The sequence below is a fragment of the Candidatus Blochmannia vicinus genome, from assembly GCA_030020825.1.
GTDB lineage: Bacteria > Pseudomonadota > Gammaproteobacteria > Enterobacterales > Enterobacteriaceae > Blochmanniella > Blochmanniella vicinus_A.
The window spans coordinates 561,504-581,378 of the sequence record CP125213.1 but is presented as its reverse complement, the minus strand read 5'-3'; the positions used below and the strand labels follow the sequence as shown (position 1 = coordinate 581,378).

At 33.4% G+C, this 19,875-nt stretch carries 10 protein-coding genes, 1 tRNA gene, 1 rRNA gene and 1 pseudogene; 1 reads left to right on the top strand and 12 read right to left on the bottom strand.

The genetic code is table 11. From position 1 onward, the window contains the following. Positions 1-86: 86 nt before the first annotated feature. Both QMA81_02480 and QMA81_02475 read right to left on the bottom strand, forming a co-directional pair. Positions 87-159: transfer RNA gene (locus tag QMA81_02480), tRNA-Glu, on the bottom strand. Positions 160-277: 118 nt separating this feature from the next. Further along, positions 278-1,845: ribosomal RNA gene (locus QMA81_02475) — 16S ribosomal RNA — on the bottom strand. 434 nt (positions 1,846-2,279) lie between these two features. Between QMA81_02475 and purH the strand changes: the two genes are divergently transcribed. Continuing rightward, a complete protein-coding gene (gene purH, locus QMA81_02470) occupies positions 2,280-3,908 on the top strand; it encodes a bifunctional phosphoribosylaminoimidazolecarboxamide formyltransferase/IMP cyclohydrolase (protein ID WHL25148.1) in 1,629 nt (542 codons plus the stop codon). Positions 3,909-4,269: 361 nt separating this feature from the next. Here the strand turns inward: purH and rpoC are convergent, their stop codons facing one another. The 10 genes and pseudogenes from rpoC to fusA all read right to left on the bottom strand — a co-directional run bounded on the left by rpoC (position 4,270) and on the right by fusA (position 19,874). Further along, positions 4,270-8,490, bottom strand: coding sequence for a DNA-directed RNA polymerase subunit beta' (rpoC, locus tag QMA81_02465; GenBank protein WHL25312.1), 4,221 nt, complete (start codon positions 8,488-8,490; stop codon positions 4,270-4,272). A 119-nt stretch (positions 8,491-8,609) separates the two neighbouring features. Further along, complete coding sequence (gene rpoB / locus QMA81_02460) at positions 8,610-12,635, bottom strand: DNA-directed RNA polymerase subunit beta (GenBank protein WHL25147.1); 4,026 nt, start codon at positions 12,633-12,635, stop codon at positions 8,610-8,612. 277 nt (positions 12,636-12,912) lie between these two features. Next, positions 12,913-13,284 carry a 50S ribosomal protein L7/L12 gene (rplL, locus tag QMA81_02455; GenBank protein WHL25146.1) on the bottom strand — a complete coding sequence of 124 codons (372 nt, stop codon included), beginning with the start codon at positions 13,282-13,284 and terminating at the stop codon, positions 12,913-12,915. 86 nt (positions 13,285-13,370) lie between these two features. Beyond that, a complete protein-coding gene (rplJ, locus tag QMA81_02450) occupies positions 13,371-13,868 on the bottom strand; it encodes a 50S ribosomal protein L10 (protein ID WHL25145.1) in 498 nt (165 codons plus the stop codon). Positions 13,869-14,243: 375 nt separating this feature from the next. Continuing rightward, the gene (rplA, locus tag QMA81_02445) at positions 14,244-14,945 is read right to left on the bottom strand and encodes a 50S ribosomal protein L1 (GenBank protein WHL25144.1); all 702 of its coding nucleotides are present in this window, start codon (positions 14,943-14,945) and stop codon (positions 14,244-14,246) included. A gap of 6 nt (positions 14,946-14,951) precedes the next feature. Next, positions 14,952-15,380: a 50S ribosomal protein L11 gene (gene rplK / locus QMA81_02440; GenBank protein ID WHL25143.1), complete on the bottom strand. Its 429-nt coding sequence runs from the start codon at positions 15,378-15,380 to the stop codon at positions 14,952-14,954. Positions 15,381-15,520: 140 nt separating this feature from the next. Next, the gene (nusG, locus tag QMA81_02435; GenBank protein WHL25142.1) at positions 15,521-16,066 is read right to left on the bottom strand and encodes a transcription termination/antitermination protein NusG; all 546 of its coding nucleotides are present in this window, start codon (positions 16,064-16,066) and stop codon (positions 15,521-15,523) included. Between the two features lies 1 nt (position 16,067). Further along, on the bottom strand, positions 16,068-16,445 hold the full coding sequence (gene secE, locus QMA81_02430) for a preprotein translocase subunit SecE (protein WHL25141.1): 378 nt from the start codon (positions 16,443-16,445) through the stop codon (positions 16,068-16,070). Between the two features lie 64 nt (positions 16,446-16,509). Continuing rightward, positions 16,510-17,694, bottom strand: a pseudogene (gene tuf, locus QMA81_02425) (elongation factor Tu). A 65-nt stretch (positions 17,695-17,759) separates the two neighbouring features. After that, positions 17,760-19,874, bottom strand: a complete 2,115-nt coding sequence (gene fusA, locus QMA81_02420) for an elongation factor G (protein WHL25140.1) — start codon at positions 19,872-19,874, stop codon at positions 17,760-17,762. Position 19,875 lies beyond the last annotated feature (1 nt).

Below are 19,875 nucleotides of genomic sequence, written 5' to 3'. Positions count from 1 at the left end.
TAGTATTTTAAAAGTTTAAGATTTAAGTTTTGTCCTAATTGTTAAAGAACTATAAAATACAAAATTTTTATTTATGAAAATAAATATGTCCCCTAGGGGCTTTGAACCCCTGTTGCCGCCGTGAAAGGGCAGTGTCCTAGACCTCTAGACGAAGGGGACCTGAGCTCTAGTTGCAACAAAATAAAAATTTTTTATTTACTTCATATTTTTAGTTTTATCTTTATAAAAAACATTAGATAATTTATGTGGGCGCTTCGCTTATATTACTTTTGATAAGTAAGGAGGTGATCCAACCGCAGGTTCCCCTACGGTTACCTTGTTACGACTTCACCCCAGTCATGAATCACAAAGTGGTAAGTGTCCTCCCTAAGGTTAAACTGCTTACTTCTTTTGCAACCCACTTCCATGGTGTGACGGGCGGTGTGTACAAGGCCCGGGAACGTATTCACCGTGACATTCTGATCCACGATTACTAGCGATTCCGACTTCATGGAGTCGAGTTGCAGACTCCAATCCGGACTAAGACGTACTTTATGAGGTTTGCTTGCTCTTACGAGATTGCTTCTCTTTGTATACGCCATTGTAGCACGTTTGTAGCCCTACTCATAAGGGCCATGATGACTTGACGTCATCCTCACCTTCCTCCGGTTTATCACCGGCAGTCTCCTTTGAGTTCCCGACTTTACTCGTTGGCAACAAAGGATAAGGGTTGCGCTCGTTGCGGGACTTAACCCAACATTTCACAACACGAGCTGACGACAGCCATGCAGCACCTGTCTCAAAGTTCCCGAAGGCACTCTCATATTTCTATGTGATTCTTTGGATGTCAAGAGTAGGTAAGGTTCTTCGTGTTGCATCGAATTAAACCACATGCTCCACCGCTTGTGCGGGCCCCCGTCAATTCATTTGAGTTTTAACCTTGCGGTCGTACTCCCCAGGCGGTCGATTTAACGCGTTAGCTTCGAAAGCCACAGATCAAGTCTGCAACCTTCAAATCGACATCGTTTACGGCATGGACTACCAGGGTATCTAATCCTGTTTGCTCCCCATGCTTTCGTACTTGAGTGTCAGTTTTAGTCTAGGGGGCCGCCTTCGCCACTGGTATTCCTCCAGATCTCTACGCATTTCACCGCTACACCTGGAATTCTACCCCCCTCTACGAAACTCTAGCTTGCCAGTTTCAAATGCAGTTCCTAAGTTGAGCTTAGGGATTTCACATCTGACTTAACGAACCACCTACGTACGCTTTACGCCCAGTAATTCCGATTAACGCTTGCACCCTCCGTATTACCGCGGCTGCTGGCACGGAGTTAGCCGGTGCTTCTTGTATGGGTAACGTCAATTAAAATTGGTATTATCAAAATTAAATTCTTCCCCATTGAAAGTGCTTTACAACCCGAAGGCCTTCTTCACACACACGGTATAGCTGCATCAGGGTTTCCCCCATTGTGCAATATTCCCCACTGCTGCCTCCCGTAAGAGTCTGGACCGTGTCTCAGTTCCAGTGTGGCTGATCGTCCTCTCAGACCAGCTAAGGATCGTGGCCTAGGTGGGCTATTACCCCGCCTACTAGCTAATCCTATCTGGGTTCATCCGATAGCATAAGGCTTTATTTATTACGAACAAAACATAAAGTCCCCTACTTTGGTCTTTATGACTTTATGCGGTATTAGCTATCGTTTCCAATAGTTATCCCCCTCTATCGGGCAGATCCCCAGACTTTACTCACCCGTTCGCCGCTTGCCAATCAGAACAACGAAATCGTTGCTCCTGCTGCCGCTCGACTTGCATGTGTTAAGCTTACCGTCAGCGTTCAATCTGAGCCATGATCAAACTCTTCAATTTAAATCAGTTCCCATTTATAATCAATAAGCGCACCAATATTTTATGCATAACCATTAATTAGTGAACTTTTTATATTTTATAAATAGTAAAATACTATCTTTCATATTCGCGTAAGTGCCCACATAAATTATCTAAAATTCAATTGTTAAAGAACTATACTTCCAATTACATATGCTTCATGTTATTTCTAAAACAAAACAAATATATCATTAGCATTGATTTTAGTTAATGTCAATAGTATTTAAGATTATTTCTATAATTCAATAGTTATTATTTAAAGTATTAAATTAGTCCTTTATAATTATTTTAAAATTATTTGAATAATTTAATATTTTAGGAAATGATATATAATAATATTGTAATTATGTTATTGCGTGTAATGTTTGTAAGATTGCAATTAATTTTGTAGTTTAACTTACTGTTATGAGGATACTATGACGCAATCATCATTGTTTATTCGTCGTGTGTTAATTAGTGTGTTTGATAAATCTAATATTTTAGAATTTGCTCAATCATTAATTGAACGTGGCATTCAATTATTATCGACTGGAGGTACAGCTCAAGTATTAGCTGAAGCTGGGTTACCGGTATTTAAAATTTCTGATTATATTAAGTTACCTGAAATAATGAATGGACGTATCAAAACGTTACATTATAAGATATATGCTGGGATTCTTGGTAGACGAGGATTAGATGATGCTGTTATGCATCAATATAATATTCAACCAATTGATATGGTAGTGATTAATTTCTATTCGTTTAACTCTTTGTTAATGAAAAATAAAATACATTCTGAAGAAGAAATGTTAGATCATATTGATATTAGTGGTCCAAGTATGGTAAGAGCAGCAGCAAAAAATTATAGGAATGTTGCTACTGTGGTCAATAGTAATAGTTATGAAAAAATTTTAGATGAAATTAATCACTGTAATGGATTACTCAGCTTAGAAACCCGTTTTTATTTAGCTGTAAAAGCATTTAAGTATGTTGCTGAATATGATAATTCAATTTCTGATTATTTTAATGATCAGCTGAAAAGTAATTGTTGTGCTGCTATGGCTGATGAGGACAATTGCGATGCATCCTATCATTGTTTTCCCAAACATTTAACTTTTATGAATCTTAAATTTACAAAAAAACAGGATATGCGTTATGGAGAAAATCCACATCAACGAGCAGCATTTTATATAGATACTTGTGCGAAACAAATGGGATCTATTGCTACTGCTCATCAATTGCATGGAAAGCCATTATCTTATAATAATATTTTAGATATGGATACGGCTTTGGAATGTGTAAAAATGTTTGATGAACCAACTTGTGTAATTGTTAAACACGCTAATCCATGTGGTGTTGCTACTTCTAATACAATTAGTTCGGCATATCTTAAAGCTTATCAATCGGATCCTGTTTCTGCATTTGGAGGAATTATTGCTTTTAATAGGTCTTTAGATAAAAACACGGTTCAAACTATCGTTAAGAGACAATTTGTAGAAGCAATCGTAGCGCCAAGTATTGATCGAGATTGTCTTAGTATTTTATCTAGTAAAAAACATATACGAGTGTTGGAATGCGGTGTGTGGACTGTGAGAAAATCAGATATAGATTTTAAACGTGTTAATGGAGGATTATTAATACAAGATTATGATCTTATAACAGATTTACAATCTTTAGCAATAGTTACTATACGCCAGCCAACAGATGAGGAAATGAAGGATGCATTGTTCTGTTGGAAAATAGTTAAGTTTGTTAAATCTAATGCAATTGTTTGTGGCAAAAATTATCAAACAACCGGAATTGGTAGTGGTCAAATGAATCGAGTGCATGCGGTAAAAATAGCTGTTTCTTTTAAAGAACAGGGTACGTTGAAGAATATCCAAGGATCAGTGATGGCTTCTGATGCTTTTTTCCCTTTTCCTGATGTAATACGTATTGCGGCTGAAGTAGGTATTAGTTGTATCATCCAACCAGGAGGATCTATTCGAGATCAGGAAATTATTAAAACTGCCAATAAATATGGTATCTCGATGATTTTCACACGTATCCGTCATTTTAGGCATTGATTCCTTAAAATACGGTTTTGATAGAATTTATATTGTTTATATAAAACACTAGTTGTAATGCTCTCGATTATGTATAGATGGTATATAAAATCTAGTAATAATATTTATTTTTATTTATGTTTTATAGAAATTAATAAATATAAGGTGCATTATGTGCTGATTTTGGTATAAAACTAAAGAATATATATTAATAATATAGAACAATTATATTATTAATATTTAAATTTTAAAATTATATTAAATTATATTTTTTATATGTTGTATCTATATTACTAATTGTTTACTCTAACTTAGTATTTTCAGTCTATAACACTATTATATATTAGTATAATCGTTTTTTCATAATTAAAAAATATAAGGTTTATGTAGCGTTTAATAATTCAGTTAAGTTTGCTGATGCTTCATCTGCTGTAATTTGAGAAGAAATATTTGTTGTTGTTTTGGATTTTTCTATTTCATTTTTATTACTTGAATGACGACGGTGATGCATGCGTTCTTGATGGTAAGAGTAGCCAGTTCCAGCTGGAATTAATCTGCCAACAATAACATTTTCTTTAAGACCGCGCAGTTCATCTCTTTTCCCAGCTACAGATGATTCAGTTAATACACGTGTTGTTTCTTGAAAAGATGCTGCAGAAATAAATGATTCTGTAGCTAATGATGCCTTAGTGATTCCTAGTAAATTACGCATAAAGCTTATTTTTACTTTTCCTTCATTTTCTAATTTTCGGTTAGCAATTTTAATACGTGAATATTCTACTTGTTCACCTACTAATAAATCGGAATTTCCTGATCGAATGACAGTAGCTTTACGTAGCATTTGTCTCACAATGACCTCTATATGTTTATCGTTAATTTTTACTCCTTGTAAACGATAAACATCTTGTACTTCATTGACAATATAGCGAGTTACTGCATGCACCCCACGTAATCTTAAAATGTCGTGTGGAGATTCTGGTCCATCAGAAATAATATCTCCGCGATCTACATATTCACCTTCGAAAACATTAAGATGACGCCATTTTGGAATCATTTCTTCATAAATATCTCCATCATCGTTTATGGGAGAAATCATCAAACGCCGTTTTCCCTTTGTTTCTTTTCCAAAAGAAATTGTTCCGCTAATTTCTGCTAAAATTGCTGATTCTTTTGGCCGACGCGCTTCGAATAAGTCTGCAACACGTGGTAACCCGCCAGTAATATCTTTAGTACCACCGCTTTCATGTGGTAATCTTGCTAATGTATCTCCACAAATAATTCTTGATCCATTAACTAACTGGATCACACTTCTACCAGGCAAAAAATATTGTGCTGGAACGTCTGTACCTGGAATAAAAATGTCGTAACCATTAACATCTACTATTTTTAATGTTGGTCTTAAATCTTTAGCCCCACTTACACGTTCAGAGGTATCCAATACTACGATAGAGGTTAATCCTGTTAACTCATCAGTTTGTTTAACAATGCTTTGTCCATCTACCATATCAACAAATTGGATAAATCCGCTTACTTCTGCAATTACTGGCATAGTATGTGGATCCCAATAAGCGACTATTTCTCCATGTGTTACTTCTTCTCCATTTTTTTTTGTTATTATAGCGCCATAAGGTACCTTATAGCTTTCTTTAGTACGAGAAAATTGATCGATAATTTTAAGTTCGGTGTTACGAGATGTAATTACTAATTTTCCTTCTCCATTTATTACAGATTTAATATTTTTTAAGTGAACAGCGCCCTTATTTTTGATTTGAATGCTTGACTCTAAAGCAGATCTAGAGGCAGCTCCACCGATATGAAAGGTACGCATTGTTAATTGAGTACCTGGTTCGCCTATAGATTGTGCTGCAATAACGCCAATTGCTTCTCCTTTATTTACAAGTTGACCTCTAGCTAAATCCCGGCCATAACATTTTGCACATACACCAAAATCAGTATCACATGTCACAACAGATCGCACTTTAACGGTATCAATTGAATGTTCATCTAAAATATCACACCAATATTCGTCTAACAAAGTATTACGTTTAATCAATACTTTAGTATCTTCATTATTAGATTCTAAAACGTTTTCTGCTAAAACTCGTCCTAATACACGTTCTCGTAAAGGTTCTTTTACATCACCTCCTTCAATGACAGGACTCATTATGATACCGGCAAACGTATTACAGTCATCTTGTGTAATTACTAAATCTTGAGCTACATCAACTAGACGTCGTGTTAAATAGCCAGAGTTAGCTGTTTTTAAAGCAGTATCAGCTAATCCTTTTCGGGCTCCATGTGTAGAAATAAAATATTGTAATACATTCAGTCCTTCCCGGAAATTTGCTGTAATAGGTGTTTCAATAATTGATCCATCTGGTTTTGCCATTAAACCTCGCATACCAGCAAGTTGGCGTATTTGTGCTGCTGATCCACGCGCTCCAGAGTCTGCCATCATAAAAATATTATTGAATGATGGCTGTATTTCTACTTGTCCATTCCGATTTATTACAGTTTCAGTGGCTAAATTATCCATCATTGCTTGTGCCACTCGCTCATTGGCTGCAGCCCATATATCAATCACTTTATTGTAGCGCTCACCTGCTGTAACTAGTCCAGTCTGAAATTGTTCTTGTATTTCGGCTACTTCAGATTCTGCTTCATCAATTATATCAGCTTTTTTTAAAGGAATAATCATATCATCAATACCGACTGAAGCTCCAGAACGAGCAGCGTATGCGAATCCAGTATACATAATTTGATCAGCTAATATAACAGTAGCTTTCAATCCGAGTAAACGATAGCAACTATTTAGCATTGTAGATATAGCTTTTTTTCCTAATACTTGATTGACTAATATGAATGGCAGTCCTTTGGGTATAATCATCCAAAAAATAGCACGTCCTATTGTACTATTAACAATATTTGTTTTTTCTAACCATTCTCCATTTTTTTCGTATTCATATTCAGTAATACGTATCTTAATGCGAGCATGTAGTTCAGCTAAACCTAGACGATAGAGGTATTCTGCTTCTTTTGGTCCAGTTAATACCATGCCTTCGCCTTTAGAATTTGCACGCTCGCGCGTCATATAGTATAAACCTAATACCACGTCTTGAGATGGAACAATAATGGGCTCTCCATTAGCAGGGGATAATATATTGTTAGTAGACATCATTAAAGCTCTAGCTTCTAATTGAGCTTCTAGTGTCAGCGGCACATGTACTGCCATTTGATCTCCGTCAAAATCAGCATTATATGCGGCACAGACTAATGGATGCAATTGAATGGCTTTTCCTTCTACTAAAACTGGCTCAAAAGCTTGAATACCTAATCTATGTAATGTAGGGGCACGATTTAACATTACTGGATGTTCACGAATCACATTGTCAAGAATATCCCATACTATAGCTTCTTCTCTGTCTACCATTTTTTTAGCAGCTTTGATAGTACTAGCAAAGCCCTGTAACTCTAATTTTCCATAAATAAATGGTTTAAACAATTCTAAAGCCATTTTTTTTGGTAGCCCACATTGATGTAATTTTAAATAAGGACCAACAGTAATTACTGAACGACCAGAATAATCAACACGTTTTCCTAAAAGATTCTGGCGAAATCTACCTTGTTTACCTTTAATCATATCAGCTAAAGATTTCAAAGGACGTTTATTGGAACCAGTAATTGCTCGGCCTCTACGTCCATTATCCAGTAATGCATCTACAGCTTCTTGAAGCATTCTTTTTTCATTACGTACTATAATTTCTGGAGCGGCTAAATCTAATAATCGTTTTAATCTGTTGTTTCTGTTAATAACACGACGATATAAATCATTTAAATCAGAAGTGGCAAAACGTCCTCCATCTAATGGAACTAATGGTCTTAAATCTGGAGGGAGTACTGGCAATACATTTAGAATCATCCATTCAGGTTTATTTTCAGAATATATAAATGCTTCAATTAATTTTATACGTTTTGTTATTTTTTTACGTTTGGTTTCAGAATTACTGTCTTCTAACATTTCTCTCAGAAATTCGCATTCGTTTTTTAAATTTTTATTTTTCAATAAAATTTGAATGGCTTCAGCTCCCATTTTTGCTTCGAATTCATCTCCAAATTCTTCTAATGCGTCTAAATATTCCTCTTCAGTTAATATTTGGCGACATTCGAGACTGGTCATGCCATTTTCGATTACTACATAGGATTCAAAATATAGAACACGTTCAATATCGCGTAACGGCATATCTAATAATAAACCAATACGTGATGGTAATGATTTTAGGAACCAAATATGGGCAGTAGGAGAAGCTAGTTCAATATGTCCCATACGTTCTCGTCGTACTTTGCTTTGTGTCACTTCTACTCCGCATTTTTCGCAGACTACTCCACGATGTTTTAGACGTTTATATTTACCACATAGACATTCGTAATCTTTAATAGGACCAAAAATACGTGCGCAAAATAAACCGTCTCGCTCGGGTTTGAAAGTGCGGTAATTAATAGTTTCTGGTTTTTTTACTTCACCAAAAGACCAAGATCTAATCATATCTGGAGAAGCAAGTGCAATTTTAATTGCATTAAATTCTTCTACTTGAGTATGTTGCATCTTAAAAAATTTGAGTAAATCTTTCACAGAGAGCCTTTATTAGAGTTATATTTTTTAATGCATAAATATTATATGAATATATAATAGTAAAGTTATTAAACAGATTTTAAATTTAAATATTAATCTTCTAGTTCAATGTTAATTGCTAAAGAACGAATTTCTTTTAATAAAACGTTGAAAGATTCAGGCATACCGGGGTCCATTATATGATTTCCATCGACAATATTTTTATACATTTTAGTACGTCCATTTACATCATCTGATTTTACCGTTAACATTTCTTGAAGAGTGTATGATGCGCCATAAGCTTCCAATGCCCATACTTCCATTTCACCGAAACGTTGACCACCAAACTGAGCCTTTCCTCCTAATGGTTGTTGCGTTACTAAACTATAGGAACCGGTAGAACGTGCATGCATTTTATCGTCTACTAAATGATTTAATTTCAACATGTACATATAACCTACAGTAACTTTTCTTTCAAATACTTCCCCTGTGCATCCATCGAATAATGTAATTTGACCGGAAGTTGGTAATCCAGATAATTGTAAAAGATCTTTAATTTCTTTTTCTGTGGCTCCGTCAAATACTGGAGTAGCAATAGGTATTCCTTCTTTTAAATTCTTAGCTAATTGCAATATTTCTTCATCTGAAAATTTATTAAGATCAATGTGTTGCCGAGATCCTTCTCCTAAATCATACGCTTTTTGAATAAATTTTCTTAATTGATTTATTTCTTTATATTTTTGTAACATGACGTTTATTTTGTCTCCAATACCTTTAGCGGCCATACCAAGATGAGTTTCTAAGATTTGTCCAATATTCATCCGAGATGGTACTCCAAGAGGATTAAGTACGATATCTATTGGTATTCCATTTTGATCATACGGCATATCTTCGATAGGGTTAATTTTTGAAATTACACCTTTATTGCCATGTCGTCCTGCCATTTTATCCCCAGGTTGTATCTGACGTTTTACGGCTAGATATACCTTAACTATTTTTAATATACCAGGAGCTAACTCATCTCCCTGAGTAATTTTATGATGCTGAATTTCTATTTTTTTTTCAAACATACGTTTTAAATTAAAATATTGTTTAGTTAATTGAGATAATTGATATTGTTTTTTAGTATCTGATAGTATTAGATTTAACCAAGAATTACGATTGATTTTAATCAATTCTTCTTTTTCAATTCCACTCGTAATTAATATATCATAAACTCGACTGAATAAAGCTGATTCAAAAATTTGGAATTCTTCATTTAAATCTTTTTTTACTTGTTTTAATTTAGCAGATTCAATCGTTAGTGATCGGTTGTCCTTGTTAACACCATCTCTAGTAAATATTTGTACATCAATTACAGTACCGCATACTCCATTAGGAACTCGTAAGGATGAATCCTTTACATCAGAGGCTTTTTCACCAAAAATAGCACGAAGTAGTTTTTCTTCCGGTGTTAATTGAGTTTCTCCTTTAGGTGTAACTTTTCCAACAAGAATGTCTCCTCCTATTACTTCTGCTCCGATGTAAATAATCCCAGATTCATCTAGTTTAGATAACGCTGTTTCTCCTACGTTTGGAATATCAGCTGTTATTTCTTCGGGTCCTAATTTAGTATCACGAGATATACAAGTTAATTCTTGGATATGTATACTTGTAAATCTATCTTCTTGTACTACACGTTCTGAAACTAACATTGAGTCTTCAAAATTGTATCCATTCCAAGGCATAAAGGCAATTCGCATATTTTGTCCTAAGGCTAATTCTCCTAAATCAGTAGATGGACCGTCTGCTATCACATCTCCACGTTCTACTGATTCTTCTAAAGACACACAAGGTCGTTGATTGATACAGGTATTTTGATTTGATCGAATATATTTTATTAAATGATAGATATCAATTCCTGATTCTTCATCATGTGTTTCATTTTTGTTAACATGTATTACAATACGTGATGCATCTACATATTTAACGATACCACCACGTTTAGCTATTGCTGTGACACCGGAATCTATGGCTACTGCACGTTCCATTCCAGTTCCTACTAATGGTTTTTCACTACATAAGACAGGGACAGCTTGACGTTGCATATTTGCACCCATTAGAGCGCGATTAGCATCATCGTGCTCTAAAAAAGGAATTAATGAGGCAGCTACTGATACTATTTGTTGCGTAGAGACATCCATGTAATCAACTTGATCTTTTTTAAAAAGACCAGATTCACCTTTATTTCTACAGGTTACTAAATCGTTAATAAATTCTCCTATTGAGTTTAGGTTTGTATTTGCTTGAGCGATAACAAAATTACTTTCTTCGATTGCAGATAAATAATAAATATCATTACTAACGATACCATTTTGAACTTTACGATATGGAGTTTCTAAAAATCCGTATTCATTAGCTCGAGCGTATACAGACAATGAATTAATTAAACCTATATTTGGTCCTTCTGGGGTTTCTATTGGACAGACTCGACCATAATGTGTGGGGTGGACATCACGTACTTCAAATCCTGCACGCTCTCTAGTTAAACCTCCTGGCCCTAAGGCAGATATACGACGTTTATGAGTAATTTCTGATAATGGATTATTTTGATCCATAAATTGAGATAATTGACTGGAAGTAAAAAATTCTCTTACTGCAGCTGAAATTGGTTTAGCATTAATCAAATCTTGAGGGGTTAACGTATCTAAATCACCTAAAGATAATCGTTCTTTTACTGCACGTTCTACTCTAACTAATCCGATTCTAAATTGATTTTCTGCCATTTCTCCTACAGACCGAATACGTCGATTGCCTAAATGATCAATATCATCTACATCTCCTTTACCATTTCTAATATCAATTAATTTTTTAATTACATCGACAATGTCTTCTTTTTTTAATATTCCTAAATCTTCTATTTGTATTCGTTGTAATGAACGATTAAACTTCATTCTGCCTACAGCAGACAAGTCATAACGTTCTTCTGAGAAAAATAAGTTTTCAAATAAATATTCAGCAGCTTCTTTAGTTGGTGGTTCTCCCGGACGCATTACACGATAAATTTCTATTAATGCATCAAATTTATTGGTGGTTGTATCAATACGCAAGGTTTCAGAAATATAATTACCATAATCTAGATCATTGCTAAATAATGTTTCTATGGACTTATATCCTGATTGAATTAAGTTATGTAATATATCAGTGGATATTTCTGTATTAGCTGAAACAATAAGTGTATTCGTGTTTTTATCAATATAATCTTTTATAACAACTTTACCAATTATATAATCTATGGGTATTTCAATTTTTGAAATATTGTCTTTTTTTAATTGATGAATATGTTTAGCTGCAATACGACGTCCTTTTTTTACATATGTAATGTCATTGACAACAATGTCAAAAGATGCTGTTTCTCCGCGTAATCTTTCAGGTATTAGATGCATATATAATGTATTATTTTGAATTTCATATATTACTTTATTAAAGAACATATTTAAAATTTGATCAGTAGTATAATTTAAAGCACGCAGTATCACTGTTACTGGTAATTTACGTCGTCTATCAATTCGTACAAATAAATTATCTTTCAGGTCAAACTCAAAATCTAACCAAGACCCTCGGTATGGGATAATACGTGCATTATATAATACTTTTCCGGATGAATGTGTTTTACCTTTATCACTATCAAAAAATACACCGGGGCTTCTGTGTAATTGAGATACAATGACTCGTTCAATGCCATTAATAATAAAAGTACCATTATTGGTCATAAGTGGAATTTCACCCATATATACTTCTTGCTCCTTGGTATTTTTTATTACATTATTTAATCCATCACGCTCATAAATAATTAAACATAAACGTACGCGTAACGGAGCAGAAAAAGTGATACCACGTGTTTGACATTCTTTTACGTCGAACGTGGGTTCTCCTAATCGATATTTCATGTATCTTAGCTCAGCATTACCGTTATAGCTTTTAATGGGGAAAACGGATCGAAAAGCCGCTTCTAACCCACATTGCCTTTCTGGGTCATGCCTAATAAATTTTTTAAAGGAATCAAGCTGAATAGAAAGAAGATATGGAATATCTAAAACTTGAGGACGTTTTCCAAAATCTTTACGAATACGTTTCTTTTCAGTATAGGAATACACCATAAAGTTCCTCGATTAATTAATATGGATGATTGTTTTTTCAAGAAATAAGTTGGCTACTATATAAATAGCATATAGTAATAAAATTTACTGTATATATTATTTTAGCCGCAGATTCATATATATATAATACTTGTGTGTCTTTACAGTTGAAAGACATAAAATATTTAAATATCATGATTTTATGTTTTTTAAAAATAAACGTCGTTTTGATATTAATGACATAAGGTCCTATATAGCTAGTAACCAATTAATAAATTATTATGATTTATTTTATTTTTTATTTAATTTCAACAGTTGCACCCGCTGTTTCTAAAGTTTTTTTTAAGGTTTCAGCATCATCTTTATTTATTGATTCTTTTAAAATTACGGGTGCAGATTCAACTAATTCTTTTGCTTCTTTTAACCCTAGTCCAGTAATACTGCGTACAGTTTTAATTACAGGAATTTTGTTATTGCCAATGGCAGTTAAAAATACGTTAAATTCGGTTTGTTCTTTTACGACTGGTTCTGATACATCAGGTTGTTCAACAGTGGCTAACGAAGCAGCAGATACACCAAATTTTTCTTCCATCATAGAAGTTAATTTAACTATTTCCATAATAGACATATTGGAAATAGCATCTAAAATTTGTTCTTTTGTGAGAGACATAAAAATTTCCAAAAATATAAAATATTAAAAAGGATTACATAATCAAATGACTATTTGTCAAAAATATTTATAATATTTTTACTAAATTATAATTTAGTTTTTTGATTAGATAACACGTATAAGACTCGTATTAAATTTTTAATACTACTTGTTTTCATAATTGTCATCAATCTGGAAATAGCTTCTTCATGATTGGGTAAATCAGATAATAGATTAATTTTTGATGCAGGAATAAATTTACCCTCAAAAGCTGCGCCTTTTATTTTAAAATGTTTGTGACTTTTATTAAATTTTACGAAAACACGTGCAGAATCACGAGGTTGATGCATAGAAAATGCGATAATGTTTTGTCCTATTAAAATATCCTGTAAACATGATAAAGGTGTATGTTCTACTATTTTACGCATTAACGTATTGCGAACAACATGTACGTCAACTTCAAGATCACGTGCTTCTTTTCGTAACCTGGTCATTTCGTTTACAGTAATACCATCTAGAGAAGCTATTACTGCTGACAAAGATTTTTTAGCTGTTTTGTGTATCTTACAAACAATTTCTTCTTTTTTTTGTAGGTTTAATACCATAAAACAATACCTTGATTTAATTTAATATGTATTTATTATGTATTAGAATATGAACTTAAAACATATATATAAAGATATATATGTTAAAGATTTCAGTACTAAAATTTTAAATGAAATATTTTATAAGAAATTACCTTCTTTATAAGATGAAGTAGTAAGAAAGCGTATTACTACCAATTCATTGTAATGATAACTAAGTTACATATATTATATTGTATGTTTAATTTTCATTAAATTATTTTAAATGAAATTATATAACTTGAATTAAGTTCACATATTTAAAACTGCAATTATAAACATATTAACCTAACAGAGTGTAGACTAATTTGTAAATCATGTAAAGAAGCTATTCATAAAAACATATTAATATTATAGTTAATGTGTAATAAACAGAGAATTTTGATCTATAGATATAGATCTACCCATAGTGGTAGAAAGAGTTATCTTTTTAATGTATGTTCCTTTAAATATTACTGGTTTAGCTTGTTTTAAAGATGCTATTAATGCTTCTAAATTTTCCTTGAGTTTTATGGTATCAAAATTAATTCTACCAATGCTAGAGTGAATAATGCCATTTTTGTCATTTTTATAACGTATCTGTCCCAATTTAACATTTTTAACTGATTCTTCTATATTATTAGATATAGTGCCCATTTTAAGATTTGGCATTAAACCTTTTGGTCCTAAAATGGGACCCAATTTGCTTACTATATGCATTACATCAGGAGATGCAATAACTACATCTAGTCGGTGTTTTCCTGTTTTTATTGCGTCAGATAAATCATCTAACCCAACTAAATCAGCTCCAGCATTTTTAGCTAACAAGATATTATCTCCTTGTGTAAAAACGGCAACGCGAACATCACGACCAATACCATGTGGCAAAATTACATTACTGCGTACGTTTTGGTCAGATTTACGTGCATCAATTCCTAAATTAATGGCGACATCAACACTTTCAATAAATTTAACTTTTGTAGTTTTTTTTAATAATTGTAATCCATCTATCGCAGAATATTGTATAGATGTATCCGCATAATTTTGTGTTATATGCATTCTTTTGCTGAATTTACCCATATTTTATTAATCTTCCACTTTTAGTCCCATAGAATGAGCTGTACCTATAATAGAACGCGATATAGATTCAATATTAGAACCTGTCATATCAACAGCCTTAATTTTTGCAATTTCATAAATTTGAGTGTGTGATACTTTACCAATATTAATTATATTTGGTTTTTCAGATCCAGATTGAATATTTGCAGCTTTTTTTAATAATATTGAAGCAGGAGGGGTTTTAGTAATAAATGAAAAAGAACGATCGGTATAAACAGTAATGATAACTGGAATCGGTAGTCCTGTTTCAAGTTTTTCAGTTTTTGCGTTAAATTCCTTACAAAATTCCATGATATTAACGCCTTGTTGGCCTAAAGCAGGTCCAACAGGAGGACTAGGGTTAGCAGCGCCAGCAGAAATTTGTAGTTTAATATAGGCTTGTACTTTTTTAACCATATTAATTGTCCTAGTAGTAAAATTAACAATATTTTATTTTTATTTATATTCGTTTATTATTTAAACATAAACACAAAAGGATAACTATTTTATAGTATATACTTAAATTTATAAGTATTTTAATATATGATTTTGTGCAATCAAGATTTTTCAACTTGAGAAAAATCCAATTCTACTGGAGTGGCTCGTCCAAAGATAGAAACTGATACTTTTAAACGATTTTTTTCATAATCTACTTCTTCTACTACAGCATTAAAATCAGAAAACGGACCATTGCTGACTCGGATAAGTTCTCCAGGTTCAAATAATGTTTTAGGGCGGGGTTTATCTCCAATTTGCTGTAGTCGATGAATGATATCATTAACTTCTTTATCTCCAATAGGAGCAGGTTTATCGCATGTTCCTCCAACGAAACCCATAACCCGCGGAACACTTTTTACTAAATGCCAACTAGAATCATTCATTATCATTTGTACTAATACGTAACCAGGAAAAAATTTACGTTCGCTTTTTCTACGTTGTCCAGCTCGCATTTCTACTACCTCTTCTGTTGGGATCATGATTTCACCAAACATTGTATCCATATTGTGTAGTTTAATATACTCACGTAAAGAATGAGCTACACGATTTTCAAATCCAGAAAATGCTTGAATAACATACCAATGTTTTTTTAAAGTATCAGTCATATTATAACCTCAGACTAAATGATATCAGATAAACTAAAATAGTATCTAATCCCCATAATAATAATGATATCACTATAGTTACTCCTATTACAATTAAAGTAGTATTGAATCCATCTCGGTAATTGGGCCATACTACTTTTCGTAATTCAGTGCGCGAATCATTCCCAAATATAATTATTAATTTTCCTATTCTAGTGGTTGAGGCGATGTATATAATAGTAGTAACGATAATAAAGATTACCACACCTCTTGCGAAAGCATTATAATCACGATATAAGTAGTTTCCAATGATAGACGTTAATACTAATACTATAATGCTAATCCATTTAGTTAGCTCTAATATATATATTTTTTTTTTATTTTTATTTTCTATATGCATACCAACATATTACTATATTTTATAAATATAACCATATAACAACTGTATTTATTAAATTGCGTAATTAAGATATAATTTTAGACACAATGCCAGCTCCTATGGTACGGCCACCCTCTCTAATAGCGAATCGAAGGCCGTCGTTCATAGCTATTGGAGAAATTAAATTAACAATCATTTTAATGTTATCTCCAGGCATTACCATCTCTATTCCTTCTGGTAATTCAATAGTGCCAGTAACATCTGTAGTACGAAAATAAAATTGAGGACGATAACCTTTAAAAAATGGCGTATGTCTTCCTCCTTCATCTTTATTAAGAATATATACTTCTGATTCAAAATGAGAGTGAGGTTTTATATATCCAGGTTTAGATAATACCTGACCACGTTCTACCTCATCTCGTTTAGTGCCACGTAACAAAATACCAACATTTTCTCCAGCACGTCCTTCGTCTAATAACTTTCTAAACATTTCTACTCCAGTACATGTGGTTTTTATCGTATTTTTTATACCGACAATCTCCATTTCTTCTCCTACTTTTATAATACCACGTTCAATACGGCCTGTTACGACCGTGCCTCGGCCAGAAATAGAAAACACATCTTCAATAGGTAATAAGAATGGTTGGTCTACAGACCGTTTGGGCTCTGGAATATAATTGTCTAATATATCTGATAGTTCTAAAATTTTATTAGCCCATATTTCTTCTCCTTCTAACGCTTTTAAAGCAGATCCACGAATAATTGGTGTATTGTCTCCTGGGAAATCATACTGGGATAGTAATTCTCTCATCTCCATTTCAACTAATTCTAATAATTCTTCATCATTAACCATATCGCATTTATTCATAAATACAATTATATGAGGAACTCCTACTTGCCTGGCTAATAAAATATGCTCACGGGTTTGGGGCATAGGCCCATCAGTGGCAGCTACTACTAATATTGCCCCATCCATTTGTGCAGCTCCAGTAATCATATTTTTTACGTAATCAGCATGTCCGGGGCAGTCAACATGTGCGTAATGTCGACGTGCAGTATCATATTCAACATGAGAAGTATTTATAGTAATTCCTCGTGCTTTTTCTTCCGGAGCATTGTCAATTTGATCGAAAGCACGTGCACAACCTCCATAATGTTTGGACAAAATAGTAGTTATAGCAGCAGTTAGAGTAGTTTTCCCGTGGTCTACATGACCAATGGTTCCTACATTAATATGTGGTTTCACGCGTTTAAATTTTTCTTTGGACACCTCTAAACTCCTTAGATCTTTTATAGTTTCTTTTAAAAACGATTGAATCTAAATTTCATTTATTATTACTTAGTTTGACGAGAATTTATAATAATTTGAGCTATATTGTTAGGTACTTCATTATATTTTAAAAATTCCATAGAATAACAAGCACGTCCTTGAGTTTGTGAACGTAAACTAGTAGCATAACCAAACATGTCTGACAAAGGAACTTGGGCACAAATTATCTTCCCGCCAATTGTAGAGTTTTCTAAACCACTAATTATACCTCGGCGACGATTTAAATCTGCAATAACATCTCCCATATAATCTTCGGGTGTTTCAATTTCTACATGCATAATAGGTTCTAACAATACAGGATTGGCTTTCATAAATCCTTCTTTAAATGCTATAGATCCTGCTATTTTAAATGCTATTTCTGAAGAATCAACTTCGTGATAAGAACCATCAAAAATAGTTACACAAATATCTACAATCGGATATCCTGCAAGAATTCCATTGCTTATTTGTTCTTGTACGCCTTTATCTACAGCAGGTATATATTCTTTAGGGACAGCACCTCCTACAATTTTGTTTAAAAATTTATAACTTTCTTCTTCTTTTGGATGCATAGGTTCGATACGTAACCAAACATGGCCGAATTGACCTCTACCTCCTGATTGACGAATAAATTTTCCTTCTTGTGTTACGCTAGTACGAATGGTTTCACGGTATGCAACTTGAGGTTTTCCTACGTTAGCTTCAACATTAAATTCTCTTCTCATACGTTCTACTAGAATTTCTAAATGTAATTCACCCATCCCGGCTATAATAGTTTGACCAGAGTCTTTATCGATCCATACACGAAATGATGGATCTTCTTGAGCTAAACGATTTAAAGCTAAACTCATTTTATCTTGATCTGCTTTAGTTTTAGCTTCGACCATTACAGAAATAACTGGCTCTGGAAATTCCATACGTTCAAGGATAATTGGTGCAGATGGGTCACATAAGGTATCTCCAGTATCAACATCTTTTAGACCAATAGCTGCAGCAATATCTCCTGCATGAACGGCCTTAATTTCTTCTCTTTTATTTGCATGCATTTGTACAATGCGGCCAAATCGTTCGCGTTTTTCTTTTATAGGGTTTAAGATATTATCTCCGGAACGTACGACGCCTGAATATACTCTAAAAAAAGTTAAGTTTCCTACAAATGGATCAGTAGCTATTTTAAATGCTAAAGCTGAAAATGGTTCGTTGTCATTAGCATGACGTTTAATTTGAGTAGATCCGTCTTGTAATACACCTGTAATAGATGTTACATCGCTTGGAGATGGTAAATATTCTACAACAGCATCTAACATTGCTTGAACCCCTTTATTTTTAAACGCAGATCCACATGTTACTAGTATAATTTCATTATTTAATACTCTTCGACGTAATGCTTGTTTAATTTCTTGTTCTGTTAATTGATGTCTGTTAGACAAATATTTATCCATTAATTCTTCAGATTCTTCAACAGCAGATTCTATTAAATGTTTATGCCATATATCTGATAGTTCTATTAAATTTTCGGGTATTTTGCTGTAAACAAAAGTGACGCCTTGATCAGATTCATTCCAATGAATTGCTTTCATTTTGATTAAATCGATAATTCCAGTAAATTTATCTTCTGAACCTACAGCTAATTGAATAGGTACAGGATTAGCAAACAATCTAGTTTTTAATTGTTCTACAACTCGTAGATAATCTGCGCCTACTCGATCCATTTTATTTATAAATGCAATACGTGGTACTTTATATTTATTTGCTTGACGCCATACAGTTTCAGATTGAGGTTGCACTCCGCCTACGGCACAATAAATCATTACTGCGCCGTCAAGTATACGCATAGAGCGTTCTACTTCGATGGTAAAATCAACATGTCCAGGAGTATCTATTATATTAATACGGTGTGAGTCGAATTGATTAGCCATGCCTGACCAAAAACATGTGGTAGCTGCAGAAGTAATTGTTATTCCTCGTTCTTGTTCTTGTTCCATCCAGTCCATAGTTGCAGAACCAGTATGTACTTCTCCAATTTTATGATTTACACCTGTATAGAACAAAATGCGTTCAGTTGTAGTAGTTTTTCCAGCATCAATATGCGCACTTATTCCAATATTACGATACCGTACAATCGGTGTTACACGAGTCATT